At 62.5% G+C, this 23,468-nt stretch carries 22 protein-coding genes; 9 read left to right on the top strand and 13 right to left on the bottom strand.

All coding sequences use genetic code 11. From position 1 onward, the window contains the following. The first annotated feature begins 117 nt into the window (after window positions 1-117). The 3 genes from SGN16_RS03335 (at window position 118) to cueR (ending at window position 3,412) form a co-directional block, all read left to right on the top strand. Window positions 118-501: a hypothetical protein gene (locus SGN16_RS03335; RefSeq protein WP_210642687.1), complete on the top strand. Its 384-nt coding sequence runs from the start codon at window positions 118-120 to the stop codon at window positions 499-501. Between the two features lie 107 nt (window positions 502-608). Next, on the top strand, window positions 609-3,002 hold the full coding sequence (locus SGN16_RS03330; protein WP_335946028.1) for a heavy metal translocating P-type ATPase: 2,394 nt from the start codon (window positions 609-611) through the stop codon (window positions 3,000-3,002). After that, on the top strand, window positions 2,999-3,412 hold the full coding sequence (cueR, locus tag SGN16_RS03325; RefSeq protein WP_210642685.1) for a Cu(I)-responsive transcriptional regulator: 414 nt from the start codon (window positions 2,999-3,001) through the stop codon (window positions 3,410-3,412). Before SGN16_RS03330 ends, cueR begins: the two co-directional genes overlap by 4 nt. Window positions 3,413-3,599: 187 nt before the next feature. On the opposite strand, the gene SGN16_RS03320 is transcribed toward cueR, so the two are convergent. Next, window positions 3,600-4,493, bottom strand: a complete 894-nt coding sequence (locus SGN16_RS03320) for a PA4780 family RIO1-like protein kinase (RefSeq protein WP_072410317.1) — start codon at window positions 4,491-4,493, stop codon at window positions 3,600-3,602. A 224-nt stretch (window positions 4,494-4,717) separates the two neighbouring features. After that, window positions 4,718-5,509 carry a helix-turn-helix transcriptional regulator gene (locus SGN16_RS03315; protein WP_210642684.1) on the bottom strand — a complete coding sequence of 264 codons (792 nt, stop codon included), beginning with the start codon at window positions 5,507-5,509 and terminating at the stop codon, window positions 4,718-4,720. Between the two features lie 79 nt (window positions 5,510-5,588). Here SGN16_RS03315 and SGN16_RS03310 point away from each other — a divergent pair, with 79 nt between their 5' ends. Beyond that, on the top strand, window positions 5,589-6,617 hold the full coding sequence (locus tag SGN16_RS03310) for a bile acid:sodium symporter family protein (protein ID WP_335946027.1): 1,029 nt from the start codon (window positions 5,589-5,591) through the stop codon (window positions 6,615-6,617). On the opposite strand, the gene SGN16_RS03305 is transcribed toward SGN16_RS03310, so the two are convergent. Next, window positions 6,604-7,881 carry an acetyl-CoA C-acetyltransferase gene (locus SGN16_RS03305; RefSeq protein ID WP_335946026.1) on the bottom strand — a complete coding sequence of 426 codons (1,278 nt, stop codon included), beginning with the start codon at window positions 7,879-7,881 and terminating at the stop codon, window positions 6,604-6,606. The two genes, SGN16_RS03310 and SGN16_RS03305, sit on opposite strands and share 14 nt — an antisense overlap. Window positions 7,882-8,150: 269 nt before the next feature. On the opposite strand from SGN16_RS03305, the gene SGN16_RS03300 reads away from it, so the two are divergent. Both SGN16_RS03300 and SGN16_RS03295 read left to right on the top strand, forming a co-directional pair. Then, window positions 8,151-9,503 (top strand): 3-oxoacyl-ACP reductase, encoded by a 1,353-nt coding sequence (locus tag SGN16_RS03300; RefSeq protein ID WP_210642681.1) that lies wholly within the window; start codon window positions 8,151-8,153, stop codon window positions 9,501-9,503. A gap of 2 nt (window positions 9,504-9,505) precedes the next feature. After that, window positions 9,506-10,360: a MaoC/PaaZ C-terminal domain-containing protein gene (locus SGN16_RS03295; protein ID WP_335946025.1), complete on the top strand. Its 855-nt coding sequence runs from the start codon at window positions 9,506-9,508 to the stop codon at window positions 10,358-10,360. 232 nt (window positions 10,361-10,592) lie between these two features. Here SGN16_RS03295 and SGN16_RS03290 read toward each other — a convergent pair whose 3' ends face one another. The 4 genes from SGN16_RS03290 to SGN16_RS03275 are packed head-to-tail and all read right to left on the bottom strand — an operon-like array spanning window position 10,593 to window position 12,856. Next, entirely contained in the window at window positions 10,593-11,150 is a 558-nt protein-coding gene (locus SGN16_RS03290; RefSeq protein ID WP_335943876.1) for a DUF4136 domain-containing protein, read from the bottom strand. A 20-nt stretch (window positions 11,151-11,170) separates the two neighbouring features. After that, complete coding sequence (locus SGN16_RS03285) at window positions 11,171-11,779, bottom strand: DUF4136 domain-containing protein (protein ID WP_210642678.1); 609 nt, start codon at window positions 11,777-11,779, stop codon at window positions 11,171-11,173. A 25-nt stretch (window positions 11,780-11,804) separates the two neighbouring features. Further along, window positions 11,805-12,554 (bottom strand): methyltransferase, encoded by a 750-nt coding sequence (locus tag SGN16_RS03280; protein ID WP_210642677.1) that lies wholly within the window; start codon window positions 12,552-12,554, stop codon window positions 11,805-11,807. Further along, window positions 12,551-12,856 (bottom strand): MazG-like family protein, encoded by a 306-nt coding sequence (locus SGN16_RS03275; RefSeq protein WP_335943875.1) that lies wholly within the window; start codon window positions 12,854-12,856, stop codon window positions 12,551-12,553. The genes SGN16_RS03280 and SGN16_RS03275 overlap by 4 nt, the downstream gene beginning before the upstream one ends. A 164-nt stretch (window positions 12,857-13,020) precedes the next feature. Here SGN16_RS03275 and SGN16_RS03270 point away from each other — a divergent pair, with 164 nt between their 5' ends. Both SGN16_RS03270 and SGN16_RS03265 read left to right on the top strand, forming a co-directional pair. Then, entirely contained in the window at window positions 13,021-13,314 is a 294-nt protein-coding gene (locus SGN16_RS03270; RefSeq protein ID WP_123345032.1) for a hypothetical protein, read from the top strand. Window positions 13,315-13,507: 193 nt separating this feature from the next. After that, window positions 13,508-14,857 carry an MATE family efflux transporter gene (locus tag SGN16_RS03265; RefSeq protein ID WP_210642675.1) on the top strand — a complete coding sequence of 450 codons (1,350 nt, stop codon included), beginning with the start codon at window positions 13,508-13,510 and terminating at the stop codon, window positions 14,855-14,857. Between the two features lie 4 nt (window positions 14,858-14,861). On the opposite strand, the gene SGN16_RS03260 is transcribed toward SGN16_RS03265, so the two are convergent. From SGN16_RS03260 to SGN16_RS03235, 6 genes are all read right to left on the bottom strand, one after another. Beyond that, window positions 14,862-15,659 (bottom strand): DUF4123 domain-containing protein, encoded by a 798-nt coding sequence (locus SGN16_RS03260; RefSeq protein ID WP_335943874.1) that lies wholly within the window; start codon window positions 15,657-15,659, stop codon window positions 14,862-14,864. Further along, window positions 15,656-16,963 carry a contractile injection system protein, VgrG/Pvc8 family gene (locus SGN16_RS03255; protein ID WP_335943873.1) on the bottom strand — a complete coding sequence of 436 codons (1,308 nt, stop codon included), beginning with the start codon at window positions 16,961-16,963 and terminating at the stop codon, window positions 15,656-15,658. The genes SGN16_RS03260 and SGN16_RS03255 overlap by 4 nt, the downstream gene beginning before the upstream one ends. Before the next feature lie 234 nt (window positions 16,964-17,197). Next, on the bottom strand, window positions 17,198-19,111 hold the full coding sequence (gene speA, locus SGN16_RS03250; RefSeq protein WP_210642672.1) for an arginine decarboxylase: 1,914 nt from the start codon (window positions 19,109-19,111) through the stop codon (window positions 17,198-17,200). A gap of 211 nt (window positions 19,112-19,322) precedes the next feature. Beyond that, a complete protein-coding gene (locus tag SGN16_RS03245) occupies window positions 19,323-19,694 on the bottom strand; it encodes a translation initiation factor Sui1 (RefSeq protein WP_025211628.1) in 372 nt (123 codons plus the stop codon). Window positions 19,695-19,864: 170 nt separating this feature from the next. Further along, window positions 19,865-20,422, bottom strand: coding sequence for an NUDIX hydrolase (locus tag SGN16_RS03240; protein WP_210642671.1), 558 nt, complete (start codon window positions 20,420-20,422; stop codon window positions 19,865-19,867). Between the two features lie 4 nt (window positions 20,423-20,426). Further along, window positions 20,427-21,494: a DUF2333 family protein gene (locus SGN16_RS03235; protein ID WP_210642670.1), complete on the bottom strand. Its 1,068-nt coding sequence runs from the start codon at window positions 21,492-21,494 to the stop codon at window positions 20,427-20,429. A gap of 285 nt (window positions 21,495-21,779) precedes the next feature. On the opposite strand from SGN16_RS03235, the gene gcbA reads away from it, so the two are divergent. Beyond that, window positions 21,780-23,450 (top strand): diguanylate cyclase GcbA, encoded by a 1,671-nt coding sequence (gene gcbA, locus SGN16_RS03230; RefSeq protein ID WP_335943872.1) that lies wholly within the window; start codon window positions 21,780-21,782, stop codon window positions 23,448-23,450. Window positions 23,451-23,468 lie beyond the last annotated feature (18 nt).

The raw sequence follows: 23,468 nt of genomic DNA, 5'->3' as shown, positions 1-23,468 counted from the left end.
AGCTTCAAGCTTGCCATCATGGCAAGGTCAAGTTCTGGCGAAAACTGCCGGGCTGGCAATCGGCACCGCGCTCAGCCAAGCTGCACATATCAAGGATTTCACACCGGAGGTTCAGCCATGCGCTGGTCAGCGTTCAGCCTGTTTTGCATGCTCGGTTTTTCAGCGGTAGCCCCCCAGGCATCGGCCACTGGCGAAGATTACGGCGTGCTGATCATTTCCCGCGAGCGCCTGGAAGTGGCGACTTCCTGCGAAATCGGCATTTACATTCAGGATCAGCTCTCGGCCCGGCTGTTCCAGGAGCAAAGCACCTCGTTCAACTTGCCACCGGGTCAATTCTCCTTGCGTCTGAAGTTGCTGCCGGGCCAGGTACCGGGTTGCAACCCGGGCATGCTCGCGCCCGGGTCGCAGGAGATCACGGTCAGGGCCGGCGATATCCTCAAGTTCCGCATCGCCCTGAACGGGCAAGGCATGTACCTCAAGTCAACCGGGCTCGGTTACTGAAACGCCAGCTCCGCATTAGAGATGTGTGCGAGCTTTTCGATTGGCGCTTGACCTTGCCAGCATGGCAAGGTTGATCCTGTAGTCATTCACTACAGGGAGCCTGACCGATGTCTGAATCCACCACGTTCGATCTACCCATTGCCGGCATGACCTGCGCCAGCTGCACCGGGCGGGTCGAGCGGGCCTTGAGTAAAGTTGCCGGCGCCAGCGCCGTCAGCGTCAACCTGGCGACCGAACAGGCGCGGGTCCAGGCGCCCGAGGGCAGCCTGCCAGCCTTGAGGCAGGCCGTCGAACAGGCCGGTTACAGCGTCCCTGCTCAAACCCTGGAGTTGAACATTGAGGGCATGACCTGCGCCTCCTGCGTCGGCCGAGTGGAACGGGCCTTAAGCAAAATCGCCGGCGTGAGCAGCGTCAGCGTCAACCTCGCCAACGAGCGAGCCCACCTTGAATTGCTCGGCCAGGTTGATCCGCAGCGCCTGATCGATGCGGTCAAGCACGCCGGGTATGACGCCAGCGTCTGGCAGGCCGAGCAGCCCCGAGACGGGCAGGCCAACCGTTTGAACCGTGAGCGCCTGGCCCTGGTGCTGGCGATTCTGCTGGCCGTGCCGTTGGTCCTGCCGATGGTGCTGCAACCATTTGGCGTGTACTGGATGCTGCCGGCCTGGGTGCAGTTCGCCCTGGCGACGCCGGTGCAATTCATCTTCGGCGCGCGTTTTTATGTCGCCGCCTTCAAAGCCGTGCGCGCCGGGGCCGGGAATATGGACCTGTTGGTGGCCTTGGGCACCAGCGCCGGCTACGGCTTGAGCCTGTATGAGTGGATCATCGCCGGTCCTGGCAGCATGCCGCACCTGTATTTCGAGGCCTCGGCCGTGGTGATTGCCCTGGTCTTGCTGGGCAAATACCTGGAAAGCCGCGCCAAACGCCAGACCGCCAGCGCCATTCGCGCCCTCGAAGCATTGCGGCCAGAGCGGGCGATCCAGGTGATCGATGGCCAGGAACGGGACGTGGCGATCAGCGCCTTGCGCTTGAATGACCTGGTTTTGGTCAAGCCCGGCGAGCGCTTCCCGGTGGACGGTGAAGTGCTGGAGGGCCAGAGCCATGCCGACGAAGCGTTGATCAGCGGCGAGAGCCTGCCGGTGCCCAAACAACCTGGCGACAAGGTTACCGGTGGTGCCATCAATGGCGAAGGCCGGCTGCTGGTGCGCACCCAGGCCTTGGGCACGGAAACCGTCCTGGCGCGCATCATTCGCCTCGTGGAGGACGCCCAGGCGGCCAAGGCCCCGATTCAGAAACTGGTGGATAAAGTCAGCCAGGTCTTCGTGCCGGTGGTATTGGTGCTGGCCCTGGCGACGCTGATCGGCTGGTGGCTGTACGGTGCGCCGCTGGAAACCGCGCTGATCAACGCCGTCGCCGTGCTGGTGATTGCCTGCCCCTGCGCCCTGGGTCTGGCAACACCCACGGCGATCATGGCCGGCACGGGCGTGGCCGCACGCCACGGCATTCTGATCAAGGACGCCGAGGCCCTGGAGCGCGCCCATGAAGTCGATACCGTGGTGTTCGACAAGACTGGCACCCTGACCTCCGGCACACCGCGCATCGCCCACTTGAGCGCTCTTGACGGTGATGAAGACACGCTGCTGAAAATGGCCGGGGCGCTGCAACGCGGCAGCGAACACCCTCTCGCCAAAGCGGTACTGGACGCTTGCACCGAACGCAGCCTGGACGTGCCGGATGTCAGCGACAGCCAGTCCCTGGCCGGGCGCGGCATTGCCGGCAGCCTCGACGGTCGCCGCCTGGCCCTGGGCAATCGGCGCCTGTTGGAAGAATTGGGCCTGAGCCCTGCATCGCTGGCCGAGTCGGCACAGGCGTGGGAGGCTGAAGGCCGGACCCTGTCCTGGCTGATCGAACAAACCGCAACGCCGCGGGTACTGGGCCTGTTCGCCTTCGGTGACACGCTCAAGCCCGGCGCCCTCGCGGCCGTACAGGCGTTGAATGAACGCCACATCGCCAGCCACTTGCTCACTGGCGACAACCGTGGCAGCGCCAAGGTGGTGGCCCAGGCACTGGGGATCACCCAGGTCCATGCCGAAGTATTGCCGGCGGACAAGTCCGCTATCGTCCAACAATTGAAGAGCCATTCGGTGGTGGCGATGGTCGGCGACGGCATCAACGATGCGCCGGCCCTCGCTGCGGCCGACATCGGCATCGCCATGGGCGGCGGCACTGACGTGGCGATGCACGCCGCCGGTATCACCCTGATGCGCGGTGATCCTCGGCTGGTGCCGGCGGCCCTGGACATCAGCCGCAAGACCTACGCCAAGATCCGCCAGAACCTGTTCTGGGCGTTCGTCTATAACCTGATCGGCATTCCCCTGGCGGCATTCGGCTTACTCAACCCAGTGCTGGCTGGCGCGGCCATGGCGTTGTCGAGCGTCAGCGTGGTGAGCAATGCGTTACTGTTGAAATTCTGGACACCCAAGCACCTGGAGGACAAGCGATGAACATCGGCCAAGCGGCCCGCCAGAGCGGCCTGAGCGCGAAGATGATCCGTTATTACGAATCCATCGGCCTGCTCAAGGCCGCCCATCGCACCGACAGCGGCTATCGGATCTACGGCGCCGAGGACCTGCACACCCTGGCCTTTATCAAGCGCTCCCGGGACCTTGGGTTTTCCCTGGAAGAGGTCGGCAAACTGCTGACCCTCTGGCAGGACCGCCAACGGGCCAGCGCCGACGTCAAGGCCCTGGCCAGGCAGCACATCGATGAACTGAACCAGAAGATCCGCGAACTGGCCGAACTGCGCGACACGCTCCAGGACCTGGTGGAACACTGCCATGGTGACCACCGCCCGGATTGTCCGATCCTCAAGGAACTGGCGTCGGGGTGTTGCCAGGAAACCGCGCCCGCCTGACAGCCCCTGGAACACTCCCCCCCTGTGGGAGCGAGCTTGCTCACGATGACGGCAGTCCATTCAACATCGATGCAGGCTGATCCACCGCTATAGCGAGCAAGCTCGCTCCCACAATGGATCTGCGGTGAGGCTGATTTTTTGGCAGCCATAAAAAAACCCGGCCTTGGCCGGGTTTGTGGTCAACCGATCACTGCATCCAGGGCGGAGGCGGTTCTTCGGTTTTGCCGGGTGGGGCATCGTCGGCGGCGCGCACGGCTTGGCGACGTTCCTCGTCCAGGCGGGCGGCCTCGATCTCGCGCATGATCCCACCGACGTCCGCCAGTTCTTCCGGCTCGTCGAACTCGCCAGTCAACACGCTGGCCGGGTGCAAGGTACCGGCTTCGTACAACGCCCACATCTCCTTCGCGTACTTGGTACGCTTGAGCTCCGGCGCAAACCGGCCGAAGTAGGAGGCCATGTTGCCCACGTCCCGCTCCAGCATGCTGAAGGCGTGGTTATTACCCGCAGCATCCACGGCTTGCGGCAGATCGATGATCACCGGGCCGGTCGGCGTGAGCAGTACGTTGAACTCCGACAGGTCACCGTGCACCAGGCCAGTACACAGCATCAGCACGATCTGGGAAATCAGGAACGCGTGGTATTCACGGGCCTGGTCCGGCTCCAGCACCACATCGTTCAGACGCGGCGCCGCATCGCCGTACTCGTCGGCCACCAGTTCCATCAGCAGCACGCCTTCAAGGAAGTCGTACGGCTTGGGCACGCGCACACCGGCGCTTGCCAAGCGGAACAGCGCCGCCACTTCGGCATTCTGCCAGGCGTCTTCGGTTTCCTTGCGACCAAACTTGGAGCCTTTGGCCATGGCACGAGCCTGACGGCTATTGCGGACCTTGCGGCCTTCCTGATACTCGGCCGCCTGACGAAAACTTCGCTTGTTCGCCTCCTTGTAGACCTTGGCGCAACGTAGCTCGTTGCCGCAGCGCACCACATAAACAGCTGCTTCTTTACCACTCATGAGTGGGCGCAGCACCTCGTCGACCAGACCGTCCTCGATCAGGGGTTCAATGCGTTTTGGAGTCTTCATCAGCTTTTATTGTGGGTCCTTTATTACCAAACACGCGAATGACAGTCGTTATACGGCAATCCTTGCTCCACGGGGAGGGGTTGCCGACCTATGAACCAGCGATGCACACAATGTGCCGGATCGGATCGACCGAGCCGAATCATAGCCGAGACCGGGTGTGGCATTGGCAACTGAATGCGAAGGTATTTGCGACAAGAGCTGACAGTCATGTCGGCTGCACGGTTTCAGGACTTGAACAACTCCCCCGGGGTAAACCCGAACATCCCCTTGAACGCCGCGATAAAAGCGGACGTTGAATCGTACCCACAGGAGAGCGCCGCGCTGGTCACGCTATCGCCCTTCTCCAGCGACCCCAGGGACGACAATAAGCGCATGCGCTGGCGCCAGGCGCGAAAGCTCAGGCCGGTCTCACGCTGGAACAGGCGCATCAGGGTCTTTTCCGATGTGCCCAAGCGTTCGGCCCAGGCGTGCAGGGTGACGTTCTGCTCCGGCTGTTCGATCAGTTCGTTGCACAGCCCCAGCAGGCGAGTATGTCGAGGCAGCGGCAGGGAAAAACCCACTTCCGGCAGGGTTGCCAGTTGGTCGAGCAATACCTGCACCAAGCGTTCTTCCCGGCTATCGTCCTGCGGATAATCGGCCGGCAGCTGACAAAAAACCTTGATCAACTCCCGAGCCAGGGGGGTGACTTCCAATACCCTGCAACGCTCATCCGCCCATGGACAGGCTTGGCGATGGACATACAGGCTGCGCATTTCCGCCCGGGTGGAGGTGACGACATGATGTTCCAGGTCGGCCGGGATCCAGATGCCCCGTTGTGGCGGAGCGAAGAAGCTGCCTGCGGCGGTGTGCACGCCGAGAACGCCGCTGATGGCGTAGGAAAACTGCACCCAATCATGACGGTGGGCCTGGGTCCAGGAACCGGCGCTCAAGCTTTCGACACGGGCATACAGCGGCCTAGGCAACTCCGTCAGGTCGGGGATGCGTCTTTCCAACTGCTGGTGTCCGTTAGTCGGCATTGATTGGCCTTATGTCGCAAGACGGTTGTAGAGGCCGACGTTAGGCTAAGTCGACTTTTCTTACAACTTGCGGTGCCCTATGCATATCCTCCGACACCTCAAACGCATGGTGACCGACTGGTTCCTCTGCGGCATGTTGATCGCCACGTTGCTGGCGTACTTCTTTCCAACCTTTGGTGCCAGCGGCGGCGCCATGCACGCCGAATGGGTGGTCAATATCGGCATCTTCGTGGTGTTCTTCCTGCACGGGGTCAACCTGTCCGGCGAGCAGATCCGCCACGGTCTGAAAAACACCCGTCTGCACCTGATGGTGCAGGGCTTTACCTTTGGCGTGTTTCCGTTGCTCTGGCTGCTCAGCAACTGGCTATTGGGCAGTCACGTACCGTCACTGCTGATGCTGGGGTTCTTTTACCTGTGCGCCCTGCCCTCGACCATTTCCTCCTCGGTGGCCCTGACCGGCAGCGCCGGCGGCAATGTACCGGCAGCGATTCTCAACGCGAGCCTGTCCAGCGTGCTGGGGGTGGTCCTGACGCCGTTGCTGGTCAGTTTCGTGGTCGGCAGCGGCGCCGGCGGCATCGACTTGGGTTCGACCTTGCTCGACCTGTGCATGATGTTGTTGCTGCCGCTGGTGCTGGGGCAGTTTCTGCGGCGTTGGCTGGCCGGTTTTTTCGGTCGGTACAAACGCTATACCAGCGTCATCGACAAACTGGTGATCCTGCTGCTGGTCTATGCGGCATTCTGCAATTCGATGGTGTCGGGGATCTGGCAACAGCAGGGCCACGGCGTGTTGCTCAGCGCGGTGATCGGCAGCGCCGTGCTGCTGGCAATCATTTTGTGGATGACCACCCGCACCGCCCGGACCCTGCGGTTCAGCAACGCCGATGAAATCGCGGCGGTGTTCTGTGCCAGCAAGAAGTCCCTCGCCGCCGGGGTACCGATGGCGGCGTTGATTTTCGGCAACAACCCTGGCTTGGGCCTGATCCTGTTGCCGATCATGATTTATCACCCGATGCAGTTGATCGTCTGCTCGATCCTGGCCGAGCGCTACGCCAGCCGACAGCGGGAACTGGCGTCCCAACAGAACGGCGCGATCCTCAGCGCTCGATAATCGCCGTCACGCCCTGGCCGGCGGCGGCGCAAATGGAGATCAGCCCTCGGCCGCGCCCCGCCGCATCCAGCAACTTGGCCAGGTTGGCGACAATTCGCCCGCCCGTGGCGGCAAACGGGTGCCCGGCGGCCAGGGAACTGCCCTTCACGTTCAACCGGCTGCGGTCTATGGCCCCCAGCGGCGCGGCGAGGCCCAGGCGGGTCTTGCAATAATCGGGGTCTTCCCAAGCCTTCAACGTGCATAGCACTTGGGCGGCGAACGCTTCGTGGATCTCGTAGTAATCGAAGTCCTGCAACGTCAGGCCGTTGCGCGCCAGCAGTCGCGGCACTGCGTAGACCGGCGCCATCAGCAGCCCTTCGGCGCCGTGGACGAAATCCACCGCGGCCGTTTCGCCGTCGCGCAGGTACGCCAGGATCGGCAGGCCACGGGCCTGGGCCCACTCTTCGCTGCCCAGCAACACCAACGAGGCGCCATCGGTCAGTGGCGTGGAGTTGCCCGCTGTCATCGTGCCCTTGGCGCTTTTTTCGAAGGCCGGCTTGAGGGAAGCGAGCTTTTCCAGGGTCAGGTCCGGGCGCAGGTTGTTGTCCCGGGTCAGGCCGAGAAACGGCGTCATCAGATCGTTCTGCCAGCCTTCGGAGTAGGACGCAGCCAATTTCTGATGGCTTTCCAAGGCCAACTGATCTTGTTCCTCCCGGGGAATCTGCCAGGTTTGCGCCATCAATTCGCAGTGTTGCCCCATGTTCAGGCCGGTACGCGGTTCGTTGATACGCGGCAGGTCAGGAACCAGGTGCTGAGGGCGCAGTTGCAGGAAGGTCTTGATCTTGTCGGCAGTGGTCTTGGCGCGATTGGCTTGCAGCAGAATCCTGCGCAGCCCTTCATTGACCGCAATCGGTGCGTCCGAGGTGGTGTCGACCCCACCAGCAATGCCGCTGTCGATCTGGCCCAGGGCGATCTTGTTGGCGACCAGCAGCACCGTCTCCAACCCCGTGCCACAGGCCTGTTGTACGTCATAGGCCGGCGTCATCGGTGACAACCGCGAACCGAGCACACATTCGCGGGTCATGTTCATGTCCCGGGAGTGCTTGAGCACCGCACCGGCGGCGACCTCGCCGATGTGCAGGCCATGCAGGTTGTAGCGCTCGATCAGCCCCTCGAGGGCGGCAGTCAGCATCGCCTGGTTGCTGGCGGTGGCATAGGGCCCGTTGGAGCGGGCGAAGGGAATGCGGTTACCACCGATGATCGCGACGCGGCGTAGCTGTGTCATGAAGAACTCCCCGTGTAGGTCTGAATGTGCCCATCACCTTATGAAACTCAACCGAATCACCCATGGGAGTCGAGCTTGCTCGCGATAAACGATGACGCCATCGCCCTGGAAAAACCGAGGCGTCTGCATCGCGAGCAAGCTTGCTACCACAGGAATTCGGGGCTCTGGAAAGAGCGCTCCAGCTCAAGCTTAGGCTTTATCTCGCCGATCGAACGACTGATTGCCAATCATGGTCCACACTTTGAACCTCATCAGCCGGAGTGTGTTCCATGTCAGACCGTTATATCGACTTCGCCAATTCGGCCATTGGCCTGCGTCTGGTCGGAGCCCTGGGCCTGCCCTCACCGGTACGTCTGGAGCGCTGGCAGGCCGGGCGGCTGCGGCCGATCGAGGGGGCATTGCTGCTGGGCGGCGGGCCGTTGACCGAGCAGGTCGGCACATTCGCCAAGCGCCTGACCGACGCCATTTTCGTCTACGGCGGCGAGCCGACTCTGGCCACCGAATGGATCCCCGGCCACGGCCCGAAAATCAAGGCCGTGGTGTACGACGCCAGCCATTTGGTGCAGGTCGATCAGCTCAAGCAGCTGCGAGAGTTCTTTCAACCCCTGATGAAAAACCTCGACCGCAGCGCCCATGTCGTCATCCTTGGTCGTGCGCCGGAAAGCCTGGGCGATCCATTCGCCGCCAGTGCCCAGCGGGCGCTGGAGGGTTTCAGCCGTTCCCTGGCCAAAGAATTGCGCCACGGCGGGACGCTGCAACTGCTGTATGTCGGTGACGGCGCCGAAACGCAGTTGGAAGGCGCACTGCGGTTTTTCCTGTCGCCCAAAAGTGCCTTCGTTTCCGGGCAGGTCATTCGCCTCAACGCCTGCGACACCCAGGTCCAGGACTGGACCCGGCCGCTCACCGGGCTCAAGGCACTGGTCACCGGTGCCGCCCGGGGGATCGGCGCAGCCATCGCCGAAACCCTGGCCCGGGACGGCGCCGACGTGATCCTGCTGGACGTTCCCCAGGCCAAAGCCGACCTCGACGCCCTGGCGGCACGCTTGAGCGGGCGCAGCGTGACGCTGGACATCTGCGCCGAAGAGGCGGCCACACAGTTGATCGAGCACCTGCCCGACGGCGTCGACATCGTGGTGCACAACGCCGGCATCACTCGGGACAAGACCCTCGCCAACATGACCCCGGAGTTTTGGGACGCGGTGCTGGCGGTCAACCTCAACGCGCCTCAGGTCCTGACCAAGGCCCTGCTTGACAGCGGCACCCTGCGGGACAATGGCCGTGTCGTGTTGCTGGCGTCCATCAGTGGCATCGCCGGCAACCGCGGGCAAACCAACTATGCCGCGAGCAAGGCCGGGCTGATCGGCCTGGCCCAGGCCTGGGCACCGGCGTTACAGGCGCGCGGAATCAGTATCAACGCCGTGGCACCGGGCTTCATTGAAACGCGCATGACCGCCGAAATTCCCTTCGCCCTGCGCGAAGCCGGGCGACGCATGAGTTCCTTGGGCCAGGGCGGCCTGCCTCAGGACGTCGCCGAGGCCGTGGCCTGGCTGGCGCAACCGGGCACGGGCGCGGTGACCGGGCAGGCGTTGCGGGTCTGTGGGCAAAGCCTCCTGGGAGCATGACCATGACGATCCAATGGCAAGAGGTAAGTGCCGCGCCGAGCATGTCCGGGCTGTATGCGAAAGCCGCGACACGGCGCAAGGTCACCGGCAAGACGTTGCCCGAGGAAGGGTTGCGCCAAATGCTCCAGGTCGACCCACAACGCCTGGCGGCCTATCGCAAGGTCTGCGGTTTCGCCGAGAACGGCTTGCTGCCACCGACCTATCCCCACGTACTGGCGTTCGCCCTGCAAATGCAATTGCTCACCGCGCGGGACTTTCCGTTCCCGCTGCTGGGATTGATTCACTTGAGCAATCGCATCCGCGTGCTGCGACCCATGGGCGGCGTCAGCCAGGTGCGGGCCAGCGTCAATGTCGAGAACCTGCAAGCCCACCCCAAGGGCGCGGTGTTCGACCTTGTGACCCGCATCGATGATCAATTGGGACCACTGTGGGAAGCCACGAGCCAGATGCTCTGCAAAGGCGTGCAGTTGGATGGTGCCCTGGTGGAAGACTCGTCGCAGGAAAGCCTGCCGTTGACTGAAGTGGCACGCTGGACGGCACCGGCGGACATTGGTCGGCAGTACGCCAAGGTGTCTGGCGACTATAACCCGATCCACCTGAGCGGTCTCAGCGCCCGCCTGTTCGGCTTCCCCACCGCCATCGCCCACGGCCTGTGGAACAAGGCCAGGACCCTGGCGGCCCTGGACGACCACCTGCCCGATGCCAACATCGAGATCGAGGTGACCTTCAAGAAACCCGTGCGCCTGCCCAGTGAGGTGACGCTGTTGGCGAGTGCGGCAGGGTCCAGTGGCGATTTACGCCTGGTCGGGGCTGGGGAGTTGGAGCATATGGTGGGCGGATGGCGGCCGGTTGGCTGAGATGGGCGATGCAGCGACAGTTTCTATCGGCTACATACGGGATGAATAGGTCGGCTGCAAAGCCGCTATCGCGAGCAAGCTCGCTCCCACAGGGATGGTGGTGGATGCAATTTCCGTGGACACCCCGAAGCCCATGTGGGAGCGAGCTTGCTCGCGATAGCGGTGGGTCAGCCTGCATGGATGTTGGATAGGCTGCCGTCATCGAGAGCAAGCTCCCACAATTTTTCTCGAGCTACCGCGGAGGGTAGTTGGCCAGGATCCGCGCCACGGTCTCACGCACCGCGGTGTCGCGGTCAGTCGGGTTGGGTGAGCTGCTGAGCATTCGTTCATCGCTGCCTCGCCACACCAGCTTGCCGTCCTTGCCATCGAGCAGGTCGATCTGCACGGTGGCGACTTTGTAGCTGATGTTGCGAGTTTCGTTGTACATCGGCCCGCCCCAATAGCCATTCCAGGGGCTGCCCCAACCGCCACCGTAGTTGGTGGTCACTTGTTGCTGGCGATCCTCGACGATCAGATAAGCCTGGACCAATACGTCGCCTCGTCCGCCAGCCGCAGCCGGGCGCAGGCCGCGTTGGTCAAGTTGGTCGGTAACGGCTTGACGGATCCGCTGCTCCGTCAGGTCGCTCTTGATCCGCGGATCATCGGGGCGGTATTGCAGCGCCGGTTCCTTCCAGCTCCAACTGCGGTAAGCGGAAAAATCGCGACTGGGGTCAAAGTCGTGGTTCACCTGGTTGGTAGCGCAGGCGCTAAGCAGTACAGCAAACGCCAGTAGAGCAAGACGGCGAAACATGGTTTTTCTCCGTTGCGTAATCAACTTGGAGGATAAGACGACAGCGCCTTTTCCACCGCTTCGCGAATGGCATCGGTGCGTTCACTCTGATTGCCGCGCTGGCTGGTCTCGGCACTGGCACTCCACACCGGCTGACCGTTGCGGGCATCGAACAGATCCACTCGCACCACCACAACCTGCTCCTGATAAGTGCGCACCACCGGCACCGTGTTGTACATGCCGTAGCCGGGACCGTAACGGTTATAGCCGCCGTAGTAACCCGCGTCGTAATCATCGCGAACCTGGCGCACGCGAGTCTCCAGGCGCAGATCGGCGCTGACGAACAGATCGGCCGGCCGGTTATCGTGCAATGGGCGCAAGCCGCGCTGGTCCAGGGCATTGCTTACCGCTTCAGCCACCTGGGCCGAGTCTGCCCAAGCAGTGCCCGGCGGTAGACGCCCGTTGAGCCAGGCCCAACTGCGATAATGCCCGTAGTCACGCGGCGGTGCCGGGTAGGCACTGCGGTCCAATACCGTGGCAGCCTCGGGCGGCGCCGGTGGCAGCGGATTAGACGTGGCGACATACGGGTTGCTGCCCTGGCAAGCCACCAGCCCCAGGCACAGCATCAACAACCCTGAACGACCTTTCATTTAGCTCTCCGATTGTTCTTTCAGATCAGAGGGGACGGCAGATCCAGTGCAGGTAGCGTCCCAGCCCGGCAAAGGCCGGATGGCGACGGTGGGCCAGCTCCATTTCCAGCAACTGCGCCAACTCGACGCGGCCCTGGAACTCCACCGGCATGTAGTCATGGAAAACCCGCACGCCACTCTGGTTTTCGACCTGCCACAGGCCTTCAAGTTGCGCCGCCAACTCCCGCGGATCAAGCGGTTGTTGCGGCGTCAGGCTCTGTTTTTCACCGGCCATGTCGTTCTTGCGCAATTTGCGGAAATGCCCCTTTAGCAGGTTGCGATAGACCAGCGCGTCGCGGTTGTAGAACGCCAGGGACAGCCAGCCACCCGGGACGGTGAGTTGATGCAGCACCGGCAGGATCGCGTGGGGCTCGGCCAGCCACTCCAACACCGCGTGACACAGCACCAGGTCATAGGGCTCGGTGAGCTGGCCAAGCAGGTCCTGCCACGGCGCCTGGATGAACGTGGCGCTCTGGCCGGCATCGGCAAACCGCTGACGAGCGCCTTCGAGCATCGGCTCGGCCGGCTCGGCCAGGGTCACCTGATGGCCGCGCTCGGCCAGCCACAACGACATGTGGCCCAGGCCGGCGCCGATGTCCAGCACGCGCAACGGACGCTGCGGCAAGGTTTCAAGCAGATCGGCCTGCAGCACCGCCAGACGAATCGCGCCCTTGGCCCCACCATAGATCTTCTCAGCAAAGCGCGTGGCGAGCTGGTCGAAATGCCGGTCGCTCATTGTCCGAACCGCCGCTCGCTGTCAGCCAGTTTGCTGCGCACCACCGCGTCCATGTCCAACCCCAGTTCACTGCACAACAGCAACAGGTACAACACGATGTCACCGACCTCCTGCCCCGCGTGGGCCAGTTTGTCTGCCGGCATCTGGCGCGACTGATCCTCGGTCAGCCATTGGAAAATTTCCACCAGCTCGGCCATTTCCACGCTGGCGGCCATGGCGAGGTTTTTCGGGCTGTGGAATGGCCGCCAATCGTTATGGTCGCGAATGGCGTGCAGGCGTTCGGTCAGTTCAACAAGGTTCATCGGGCTCTCCTGAATGCGCATAGCTTCGGGGGGATAACGGGCGAAGGCAAGCGTCTCGGTACGAAGCAACGATTTACCCCATAATCGAACGATCGCAGCCTGCGCAGCTCCTACAATCAGAAGCCAAAGGCTCGACTTCACCCCCCTCTCATCAGGAAGCACACATGCAGGTAGAAAGTTTTTTCGAATGGCTCGGCCAGGCACTCGGTTCGGTGATCCGTTTTATCGTCGACCTGCTCAGCGGCCTGTTCAACACGCTGGCCAATGCCGGCGGCAACTTCGTCGATGGCCTGTCGCGCACCCTGGGCATGGACGCCTCAATCATCAGCATCCTCGCGCTGATCCTCGGCCTGATGCTGCTGTACTCGGCGATCCGCGCGTTCATGCGGGCGTCGATCGTCATGGGCATCATCTGGCTGGTGCTGGGGTTGTGGGTATTGAGTTGGATTATTCACTAGGGCCGAGGGCGCAGTGTGAGGGCAAAGCTCCCACAGAGTTGAGATCGTTCCCACGCTCCGCGTGGGAATGCAGCCCGGGACGCTCCGCGTCCTAAAGCCGAACGCAGAGCGTCCGTAGAGGCATTCCCACGCAGGAGCGTGGGAACGATCGGTACGAGAACCCGCTACAATCGCGCTCCATCAAGGAGCCCCCATGCCCAACCTGATCACCGACTGGCGCGACCGCCTCACCCATCGCCGGGTCTGGGCGCTGGCTGCGCCGATGATTCTCTCGAACATTTCCGTGCCGCTGGTGGCATTGGTGGACAGCACCGTCATCGGCCATTTGCCCCATGCCCATCAGTTGGGCGCGGTGGCGGTCGGGGCGAGTTTGTACACGGTGTTGGCCTGGGCCATGGGTTTCTTGCGCATGGGCTCCACCGGGTTCGCCGCCCAGGCTGCCGGGCGCGGAGATGGGGCAGCGTTGCGCCAGGTGTTGCTGCAAGGCCTGTTGCTGGCGATGGGGTTGGCGGTGGTGCTCGGGGCGGTCGGCGTGCCGCTGAGTGGGCTGGCTTTGCATTTCATGCAGCCGTCCGTCGAACTCAATCAGTTGACCCAGGATTTTTTCCACACCCGGCTCTTCGGCCTGCCGGCGGCGCTGGCCAGTTATGCGCTGGTGGGCTGGTTCCTCGGCGCCCAGAATGCCCGGGCGCCGTTGGCGATCCTGCTGGTGACCAACCTGGTGAACATCGCCCTGAACCTGTGGTTCGTGATTGGCCTGGAATGGGGCGTGACCGGCTCGGCCCGGGCATCGGTAGTCGCCGAATGGACGGGGGCGTTGCTCGGTCTGGTCCTGGCCCGCAACACATTACGCGCCTGGCCGGGGCAGATCGCCTGGGCCGCGTTGGGGATGTGGCAGAGCTGGCGCCCGCTGCTGGCGGTGAACCGGGACATTTTCATTCGCAGCCTGGCGCTGCAAGCGGTGTTTTTCCTGATCACCGTGCAAGGTGCCCGCCTGGGCGATGCGACTGTGGCGGCCAACGCCCTGCTGCTCAACGGCCTGCTGCTGACAGCCCATGCCTTGGACGGCCTGGCTCATGCCGTCGAAGCGCTGTGTGGCCACGCCATCGGCGCCCATGACCGACTGGCCCTGCGCCGCTCGCTGGTGGTGGCCTGCGGATGGTCATTGATCGCAAGCGTCGGCTTTGCACTGCTGTTTCTGCTCGCCGGACACCTGTTCATCGATATGCAGACCAATATTCCCGACGTACGCGACACTGCCTATCGCTATTTGCCCTACCTGGCCGCCCTGCCGCTGATCGCAGTCTGGAGCTATCTGCTTGACGGCTTGTTCATCGGCGCCACCCGCGCCCGGGAAATGCGCAACGGCATGCTGCTGACCCTGTTGCTGGTGGTGCCGTTCGCCTGGGCGCTGCAAGGGCTGGGCAATCATGGGTTGTGGATTACGTTCCTGCTGTTCATGGCATTGCGCAGCCTGACCCTTGGGGCTATCGCCTGGCACTTGCAGCGGCGCGACAGCTGGCTCGGCGCCCAGGCCCAATAACGCGTCAAGCTTGGTCGTCCTGCCACAGCCGCCGCAGTTGCTCGAGCCGCTCGCGTTGCGAGCCGCCCGTCAGCTCCGACATTGGCCTGGCGTTAGGGTATTGCAGACGCAGCCACAGCCAATCGTCGAGCACCGGGCGCTCGGTGAACCCCAGCGCCAGGCCCTGCTGCAAGTCTCCCCAGAGCAAGCGGTAATCCCGCCCGGTGGAGCGAGACCATTGCCAGGCATGACGCTCCAGCAGGCATTGCTGCAACTGACGCTGCTGGCGGTCGCTGAGGCCGTGTTCGTTTTCCAGCGCCGCCACCGGCAGCCCAGGGTTGGACAACTGCTGCCAACCCTGGCTGCCAATCGCCCGGTCCGCCCAAGAACCACCGAACCAGCGCAACAGGTTGATCGGGCCCAGCCAGCAACTGAGTTCCTGAGGGTCACAGCCGTCGAAGAAATAGCTGGCGGTGTGCGGGTTGTAGTAGTTCAACAAGGCTTTGTGATGCAGGCCCAGGGTCACCGTGAGCATACGGCGCAAATGCGCCAGCAATGGCGCGGCTGCCGACGCGCTTACCAATAGCAGCCCCGGCCAGGCATGTGGATCCAGATGACACAGGCTGATCAGCGCTGGCGATTGCCGTACATCCACCAGCAGCGGGCCGTGTTCCCTCAGGCCGTGCAACTCGGTGCCTTCGAACAACGCAAAGCGTCGAGTTTCTGGGAACTGCTCCTGCAGAAACCGCGTGGCCCTGGGAGCGCCCGGCACGTCGAGCAGCAGCCATTGAGGCGAGGCTCCCGGGATGGCGGCGGCGCTCATGGCGCAACGTCCGAGCCACGTCGTGTGAGCATGCGGCAGGTACATACCGCCTGAGCGCAGGGGCTGAAGCTGCCGCCGCCGGGCAACAGGCACAACAAGACCAACGGCTCGGCATTCTGGATCGCGGACAACAGCGCTGGATCGACAACAGACTGCCAGAGCGTTTCGCTCGAAGATGGCTCATCCACTGTCTCTGCCGATGCAGGCTGGTCGAGGAACGCACTGATCAATGGGCGATCAGGGTCGCCTTCGATAAAACTCACCAGCACCTCGGTGCCGTCACGAATGGTGCCGGGCCCGCCAGCGGCCAATTCGGGTGCCAATGGCAGCCAGCAATGGCTGGGACTGGCGCCCTCCCCCTGATAGACCCAGTCGAACTGCACCGCCACCCGTCCTGTCATCTGCAGCGCCGGCTCATCCACCGCGACCACCCAGCCACGTTGCCGGCTCACCATGCGCGGCTTTGCAGGGACCCTGGATGCCACGAACGGGACGCCCCAGGGGATGGCCTTGAAGTGATTGCCATACACGCCGCTCTGGCCGCGATGCTCGACCTTCGTCAACAACCAGCGCTGGTTCCAGCCTTCAAAAGGATGGGCCGTCAACAACACTACCTGACCGCAATGCAAGTGCCTCAGATCACTGCGACCCTGGGCGACCTGCTCCCCCGACACATCGGTCTGCACACTGAAAGTGCGCACCGCAGCGGCCTGCTCATCGCCCCCGTATACCGCCTCGCCGAGAGGAGGAAAACTGCCCGCACTGTCCGCGAATACCAGGCAATGCCCGTCCCCGCCCTGCTCGAAATGGAAATGGATGCCCGCCTGGGCGCACACCCGCTGAAGAAACTGCAGGTCCGACTCGCGATACTGGGTACAGAAGTCCTGCGGTGGATAATCGCCACTCAAATCCAGACACAGGCTGCGACCGCTGATGCCATGGGCCTTGAGCACCTGGCGGATGATCTGCGGTACCGAGCGGGCACTGAACACCCGTTGATTGAAACGTTGCGCCAGACAAGCCAGCTTCGGCCCGATACGCACCCGGCAGCCGGCGCCGTGACGGAGCTGCACAAGCTCGTGGAGCTGCCCATGGATCCCCGCGCCCGAGGCCCCGAAACTTAACCAGACGTTGCGGTACAACAGCCCCGCCAGGTCCAGGCGGGTGTCGCTGACCAGCAGCTCCACCTCATAGACGAAGGGTTCACTGATGGCTTCGCTACCCGTGAAGGCCACGACGACAAAGGGTTCGGGCAGACCGGCTATCTCCAGACGAAATGATGGCTCGCTGGCTGGATCGGACATCGGCGTTTCTCTACAGGAGGGGCGGCCAGGGATTCTCGCTGAGAGCCATGGCCGAGTAGAGGGCCCAAGTACAAGTTAGGAAAGGGACTACACGAAATAAGGACACTGCCGGTTAAACGCAGCGGTATGCGGAAATAACGGTGGCACAAATGAAAACGCCCTCCGGGACTATCCGAAAAAACCCGCAGCACACGGAGTATTTTCTGACAGTCCCGGCGGGCGTTCAGTTGCCTATCAGGAAGACAGGTAGGACGAGCGAGTCAGCCCCAGGCGCAGCGCATCCAGGAACTGGGTGCGTTCAGCGGCGCTGATACGGGCGCTGGCGCACTTGTCGCGGTAGTGCGTCATCAATTCCTCCGGCGACAGGTGCACGTAGCGCAGCATGTCTTCGATGGTGTCGTGGGTTTCGATACCGGCGTGGTACACGCTGCCGTCGGCATTCTGGTAGATGTTCACCGAATCGGTGTCACCGAACAGGTTGTGCATGTCGCCGAGAATTTCCTGATAGGCACCCACCAGGAAGATGCCCAGCAGATAATCTTCACCCGGGTTGAGGGAGTGGACCGGCAAGCTGGTCTCGATGCTTTGCTCGTCGACGTACTGCTTGATCTTGCCGTCGGAGTCGCAGGTCAGGTCTTGCAGCACGGCACGGCGCAGCGGCTCTTCGTCGAGACGATGCAGCGGCAGGATCGGCAGCACCTGGCCGATGGCCCAGGTGTCCGGCAGGCTCTGGAACACCGAGAAGTTGCAGATGTACTTGTCGGCGAGCTTGTCGTTGAGTTCATCCAATACCTGGCGATGGGAACGCTGACGGGCTTTCAACGAGTTGTGCAAGCGACGGCACACGGCGAAGTAGCACTGCTCGGCCAGAGCTTTTTCGGCCAGGGTCAGCTTGCCGTCGGCGTACTGGGCAGCCACGTCGCTCATGTAGTGGGTAGCGCGCCAGTAGGTTTCGGTGACCATTTCGATGTCGGTCGGGCCCAGCAGGTCCACCAGCCATTGCACGGTTTCCGGCAGTTCCTGCTTGTTGTCGATCACAGGCACGTCGTCGTGGTGTTTCTCGACGTCGGTCACCTGCACCACCAGCATTGCGTGGTGGGCGGTCAGGGAGCGACCGCTTTCGGAGAAGATGTGCGGATGCGGCAGGCTCTGGGCATCGCAGAACTCCTTGAGCATGCCGACCACGACACCGGCGTAATCGTCCATGTCGTAGTTGATCGAGCTGGCGTTGCGCGAATGCGTACCGTCGTAGTCCACGCCCAGGCCACCGCCGACGTCGATGTGATCCACCGGCAGGCCGAGGTTGCGCAGTTCACCGTAGTAACGGATCGCTTCCTTGAAACCGTGCTGGTAGTCCGCCAGGTTGGCGATTTGCGAACCCATGTGGAAGTGCAGCAGGCGAATGCCCTGGTCCAGGCCCGCGCTGCGGAAACGCTCGACCACCGAGAGCAGTTGCGCGGCAGACAAACCGAACTTGGACTTCTCGCCACCGGTGTCGGCCCACTTGCTCGACGCCAGGGATGACAGGCGTACTCGCAGGCCAACCTGTGGCTTGACCTTGAGCGCAGCGGCCTCTTCGATCACCAGGCCGACTTCGGACTCCTTCTCGATGACGATGAAAACGTTGTGCCCCAGCTTCTGGCCCATCAGCGCCAGGCGGATGAACTCACGGTCCTTGTAGCCGTTGCAGACGATGGTCCCGCCCTTCGGCGCCAGGGCCAATACGGCCAGCAACTCCGGCTTGGAACCGGCTTCCAGGCCAATGGAGACGTTCTGGGTGGCGATGATGTTCTCGATCACCGCTTCCTGCTGGTTGACCTTGATCGGATAGAGCGCGGTGTACTGGCTCTGGTACTCCAGGCGCGCGATGTTGCTGTCGAACGCGCCGGTGAGCTGGCGCACACGGTCTTGCAGGATGTCAGGGAAGCGCACCAGCAACGGCAGCGAAAGGCCGCTCTGGCGCAACTGATCGACTTGCTCGAACAGGTCGATGGGCGAGCTGTCGGGGCCATTCGGACGAACTTCGACGCGACCGGCGTCATTGATCGCGAAATACCCGGCCCCCCAATGGCGAATCCCGTAAACACTGCGGCTGTCCGCAACTGTCCATTGGCTGCCATCGTCTTTGCGTGTGCGTCGTACGGACATCGAAGTCCCCTATAAAGAAGTCAAAATGCACCATCCGGTCGGAGGCTGGCGCAGTCTAAAGAGTGAAAATGACGGATTGTCTGTCAGCAAGGTAGACCCTGCTCGCAGCGCTGAGTTTAGAAGCCCGTTCAGAACAGGCTCTGTGAAAACCATGTGGGCGATCTCGAACATCGGGTTCGGATCGGGCCGAGGGTGGTTTTCACAGAGGCTGCTAGCCGCCGGATTTTTTTGCCTTGAAACCGTGTTTGGTCAGTTCCGCCAGCAACAGCTCGACGTGATCGCCCTGGATCTCGATGATGCCGTCTTTCAACGCGCCACCGGTGCCACAGCGTTTCTTCAACGTGGTGGCCAGTTCCTTGAGCGCGTCTTCGGCCAACGGCACGCCGGTGATCGTCGTCACCGTCTTGCCACCGCGGCCTTTGCTTTCGCGGCGCACGCGAGCGATGCCATCACCTTCAGGGATGGCGGTCTGTTTGCAGATGCAGGCATCCACCGGTTGACGGCAATCAGGGCAATGACGACCGGCGTCGGTAGAAAATACCAGGCCGCCCAGGGCGGCGAAGGATGCGGCTTTTTTGGCCACCGGCAATCCTCTCGGGAGGACAAAGACTGGTCGAGGGGAGACAGTACCTCGACCGCGAAGCCCCACTCAGGCAGGGGCAGCGCTACTGGACCGCAGAGGCGATTCAGCTTGGAAAAGTCGCGCAGTGTAACGGCAAAAAGCCGACTTGCTAAGGGCCAATCGGCGCCAATTTATAGCTTCTTTGCGACGCCATCGCCATGGGCGCGCAAATAGCGCTCAAGCGCCGCCAGGGAGTCCGGGCAGTATGGCTTGTGCTGGATTTCATCGAGCACTTGATCGACGGGCAGGAAACGCGCCTCGAGCACTTCTTCAGGTTGCAGGATCAGCGGACCATCCCACACGGCCGAGAACGCCGAACACCACAGGCGGCTGCCGGTGTCTTCGAAGTAGAAATGGTCATGGGCGATAAGTTCGACACCACTCACGCCCAGCTCCTCCGCCAGCTCACGGGCGGCCGACTCGGCGTAGGTCTCGTCCGCCTGGACCATGCCACCCGCCGCCACGTCCCAGAAACCCGGGTAGATCGCCTTGCTCAAGGTCCGCCGATGAACGCACAGCTCACCGGCCGAGTTGAACAGCAGGATGTAGGTACCGCGTCCGATCAGGCCACGCTCACGCAGATCGGCACGCACCAGGCTGCCGAGCGGGTTGTCGTGTTCGTCGACCCAAGCGATCAGCTCGGCATCCGAGGCCGCCCGATGAGCGACCTCGCGGCTGCTTTCGTCCATCGAATCAGCCCTGGTTCAGCAATTGCCGCAAGTCGATCACCGCCGCGTTCGCGCGGGAGATGTAGTTGGCCATCACCAGCGAGTGATTCGCCAATACGCCGAAGCCGCTGCCGTTGAGGATCATCGGGCTCCAGACGGGCTCCTGGGAGGCCTCCAGTTCACGAATGATCTGCCGCACGCTGACCGTGGCGTTCTTTTTCGCCAGTACATCGGCGAAGTCCACCTCGATGGCGCGCAGCAAGTGCGACAGCGCCCAGGCCTGGCCACGCGCTTCGTAGAACACGTTATCGATTTGCATCCATGGGGTTTCGACCACCTCTTCATCCACCTGCGGCACCTGACCCGGAACCGGAACTTCGGTTTTCAGCGAGGTGTTGAGCTTGACCCGGCCGACACTGGCCGACAGGCGCTGGGACAGCGAGCCCAGGCGGGTACCGACGTCCCCCAGCCAGTTGTTCAGGTTGTCGGCGCGAGCGTAGAACAAGGCGTTTTTCTGGGTTGGGTCGGACAGACGCGCCTGATAGCGGCTCAGGGAGTTGATGCCTTCCTGGTATTCCGACTCGCTGGAAGGCAGCACCCAGCTGCGGTTATCGAAGTTGAAACGCGGCTCGGCCTTAGCCAGGTCAGCATCCTCGGCGGACTGGGACTGGGAACGGGCAAAGTCCTTGCGCAAGGCGCGGCTCAGGTCGCGGACCTGCACCAGTACGCCGTATTCCCAGCTCGGCATGTTGTCCATCCACAGGCCTGGCGGGAAGCGGTCATTGGAAATGTAGCCGCCCGGCTTGGTCAGCAAGGTCCCGGCCACGGTCTTGAGGGTTTCGACGGTGGTATAGCCCACCACCATTTGCCGACCGTCCTTCTCGGCCGCCGCCTGGGCATTTTGCTGCACGGGGAACAGCGCCGGTTCCTGGCTCCAGTACCAGCCGACAGCAATGGTCACCAGCAGGTAAAGGCCGACCAGCGTGGCCAGTGCCCGACTGAAAAACAGCCCACCCAGGTAGCTGCGGGTGGCCGATTTCGGTTCGGCGGCACGTTCAGGCGCGCTGCCCGCGCGGTTTTTCCAGTCCAGCATGGCGATGTCCCTTCAATCACTTGAGTTCACGGTTCGACCACAACCCTACGCCATCGTGCCTGATTTGAAACGCGATAATGCGGCGCAAACCATACCGGCCACGACAGGGCAATCGATCTGCCACTATAAAGGAAGCGTCGTCATCGGCCTATGAGACTGACGGGTCATAAACTGAATTTCGCGCCCAGACATAATATTGACGTATGACACTCATGACTGGGGAAAGAGGTGCTAGCATAGAGCCACCAGTCGATCTCAGCATGCACCCTAACTAGTAGTCAGGATATGACCGAGCCAGAAGACCCCAGCCGTGAGCGCCTCAAGCACCACTTTGCCCAGCGGGTAATTCATCAGGCTCGCCAGATCCTGGAAATTTGGCAGCGCCTGCAACGCACAGAATGGTCAAGCACCGATCTGTCCGAACTCAGCGAAGCCAATCTGCGCCTGCTGCGCTTTGCCGAGCGCTTCGAACAGCCGGAGCATTCCCAGCTTGCCGAGGGCATCCACCAATCACTGCAAGCGGTGGACGCCAATCGCGGGCGCCTGAGCAGCCAGCTGATCACCGAAATCAATCGCCTGATGCAGCGCCTGTCCCGCACCGGCCTGCGTCATGGCGACCAGCTCGAACAAACCTTCCTGCCGCCGCTGCGCAAACCTATCTACGTGCTGCTGCAGGACCACGACCGCGCCGAGCGGCTGGCCAAGCAGTTGGAGTTCTTCGGCCTCAGCGCCCAGGCCCTGGACAGTGTCGCGGCGTTCCGCGCCTCAATGGTCGAGCGCCTGCCGGCAGCGATTGTCATGGATGTGGACTTCAGCGGCCCCGGCATCGGCCTGAAACTGGCGGCCGAAGCCCAGGAAGGCCTGGAACAGCCACTGCCGCTGTTGTTCTTCAGCCTGCTGGAGACCGACACCCCGACACGCCTGGCGGCGGTGCGCGCTGGTGGCCAGGAATTTCTCACGGGCACCCTCGAAGCCTCGAGCCTGCTGGAAAAGATCGAAGTGCTGACCTGCGTCGCCCAGTACGAACCCTACAAAGTGTTGATCATCGATGACTCCCGCGCCCAGGCCCTGCACACCGAACGCCTGCTCAACAGCGCCGGCATCGTCACCCGCACATTGATCGAGCCGATCCAGGCCATGGCCGAACTGGCGGATTTCCAGCCCGACCTGATCATCCTCGACATGTACATGCCCGCCTGCACAGGCACGGAACTGGCGAAGGTCATCCGCCACAACGACCGCTACGTCAGTGTGCCGATCATTTACCTGTCCGCCGAAGACGACCTGGACAAGCAGCTCGACGCCATGAGTGAAGGCGGCGATGACTTCCTGACCAAACCGATCAAGCCCCGACACCTGATCACCACAGTGCGCAACCGGGCGGCCCGGGCGCGCAACCTCAAGGCGCGAATGGTGCGTGACAGCCTTACCGGGCTGTATAACCACACCCACATCCTGCAATTGCTCGAAGATTGCAGCTTCCGCGCTCGTCGCGAAGGCAAACCCCTGAGCTTCGCCATGCTCGACATCGACCATTTCAAGCGGGTCAACGACAGCCATGGCCACCCCATGGGTGACAGGGTGATCAAGAGCCTGGCGCTGTTTCTCAAGCAGCGTCTGCGCAAGACCGACTTCATTGGCCGCTATGGCGGTGAAGAGTTCGCCATCGTCATGCCCGACACCGACATCGATGCCGCCTGCAAGGTGCTCGATGAAATCCGCCAGCGCTTTGCCGAAATCCATTACCCGGCCCAGCCCCAGGACTTGTGGTGCACCTTCAGCGCCGGTGTGGTGGAAATGAGCGACGACTCCGACAGCCTGATGATGGCCAGCCAGGCAGACGAAGCGCTGTACCGTGCCAAGCACGCCGGACGCAACCGGGTGCAGAGCGCCCGGCAATCAAAGCAAAGTGCCACCTTTTCATCAGAATCGACCGATTCGGTCATAAACCTGTAACGCAAACGCAATAACTTC

This window comes from Pseudomonas sp. G166, from assembly GCF_037027455.2.
GTDB lineage: Bacteria > Pseudomonadota > Gammaproteobacteria > Pseudomonadales > Pseudomonadaceae > Aquipseudomonas.
Note: the sequence above shows the minus strand (reverse complement) of the source record. Positions and strands in the feature narration are given on the sequence as shown.

What these genes read in the sequence shown, in the direction of transcription:
- SGN16_RS03335 (WP_210642687.1), top strand. Translation starts at nt 118, where the DNA reads ATGCGCTGGTCAGCGTTCAGCCTGTTTTGCATGCTCGGTTTTTCAGCG.
- SGN16_RS03330 (WP_335946028.1), top strand. Translation starts at nt 609, where the DNA reads ATGTCTGAATCCACCACGTTCGATCTACCCATTGCCGGCATGACCTGC.
- cueR (WP_210642685.1), top strand. Translation starts at nt 2,999, where the DNA reads ATGAACATCGGCCAAGCGGCCCGCCAGAGCGGCCTGAGCGCGAAGATG.
- SGN16_RS03320 (WP_072410317.1), bottom strand. Translation starts at nt 4,493, where the DNA reads ATGAAGACTCCAAAACGCATTGAACCCCTGATCGAGGACGGTCTGGTC.
- SGN16_RS03315 (WP_210642684.1), bottom strand. Translation starts at nt 5,509, where the DNA reads ATGCCGACTAACGGACACCAGCAGTTGGAAAGACGCATCCCCGACCTG.
- SGN16_RS03310 (WP_335946027.1), top strand. Translation starts at nt 5,589, where the DNA reads ATGCATATCCTCCGACACCTCAAACGCATGGTGACCGACTGGTTCCTC.
- SGN16_RS03305 (WP_335946026.1), bottom strand. Translation starts at nt 7,881, where the DNA reads ATGACACAGCTACGCCGCGTCGCGATCATCGGTGGTAACCGCATTCCC.
- SGN16_RS03300 (WP_210642681.1), top strand. Translation starts at nt 8,151, where the DNA reads ATGTCAGACCGTTATATCGACTTCGCCAATTCGGCCATTGGCCTGCGT.
- SGN16_RS03295 (WP_335946025.1), top strand. Translation starts at nt 9,506, where the DNA reads ATGACGATCCAATGGCAAGAGGTAAGTGCCGCGCCGAGCATGTCCGGG.
- SGN16_RS03290 (WP_335943876.1), bottom strand. Translation starts at nt 11,150, where the DNA reads ATGTTTCGCCGTCTTGCTCTACTGGCGTTTGCTGTACTGCTTAGCGCC.
- SGN16_RS03285 (WP_210642678.1), bottom strand. Translation starts at nt 11,779, where the DNA reads ATGAAAGGTCGTTCAGGGTTGTTGATGCTGTGCCTGGGGCTGGTGGCT.
- SGN16_RS03280 (WP_210642677.1), bottom strand. Translation starts at nt 12,554, where the DNA reads ATGAGCGACCGGCATTTCGACCAGCTCGCCACGCGCTTTGCTGAGAAG.
- SGN16_RS03275 (WP_335943875.1), bottom strand. Translation starts at nt 12,856, where the DNA reads ATGAACCTTGTTGAACTGACCGAACGCCTGCACGCCATTCGCGACCAT.
- SGN16_RS03270 (WP_123345032.1), top strand. Translation starts at nt 13,021, where the DNA reads ATGCAGGTAGAAAGTTTTTTCGAATGGCTCGGCCAGGCACTCGGTTCG.
- SGN16_RS03265 (WP_210642675.1), top strand. Translation starts at nt 13,508, where the DNA reads ATGCCCAACCTGATCACCGACTGGCGCGACCGCCTCACCCATCGCCGG.
- SGN16_RS03260 (WP_335943874.1), bottom strand. Translation starts at nt 15,659, where the DNA reads ATGAGCGCCGCCGCCATCCCGGGAGCCTCGCCTCAATGGCTGCTGCTC.
- SGN16_RS03255 (WP_335943873.1), bottom strand. Translation starts at nt 16,963, where the DNA reads ATGTCCGATCCAGCCAGCGAGCCATCATTTCGTCTGGAGATAGCCGGT.
- speA (WP_210642672.1), bottom strand. Translation starts at nt 19,111, where the DNA reads ATGTCCGTACGACGCACACGCAAAGACGATGGCAGCCAATGGACAGTT.
- SGN16_RS03240 (WP_210642671.1), bottom strand. Translation starts at nt 20,422, where the DNA reads ATGGACGAAAGCAGCCGCGAGGTCGCTCATCGGGCGGCCTCGGATGCC.
- SGN16_RS03235 (WP_210642670.1), bottom strand. Translation starts at nt 21,494, where the DNA reads ATGCTGGACTGGAAAAACCGCGCGGGCAGCGCGCCTGAACGTGCCGCC.
- gcbA (WP_335943872.1), top strand. Translation starts at nt 21,780, where the DNA reads ATGACCGAGCCAGAAGACCCCAGCCGTGAGCGCCTCAAGCACCACTTT.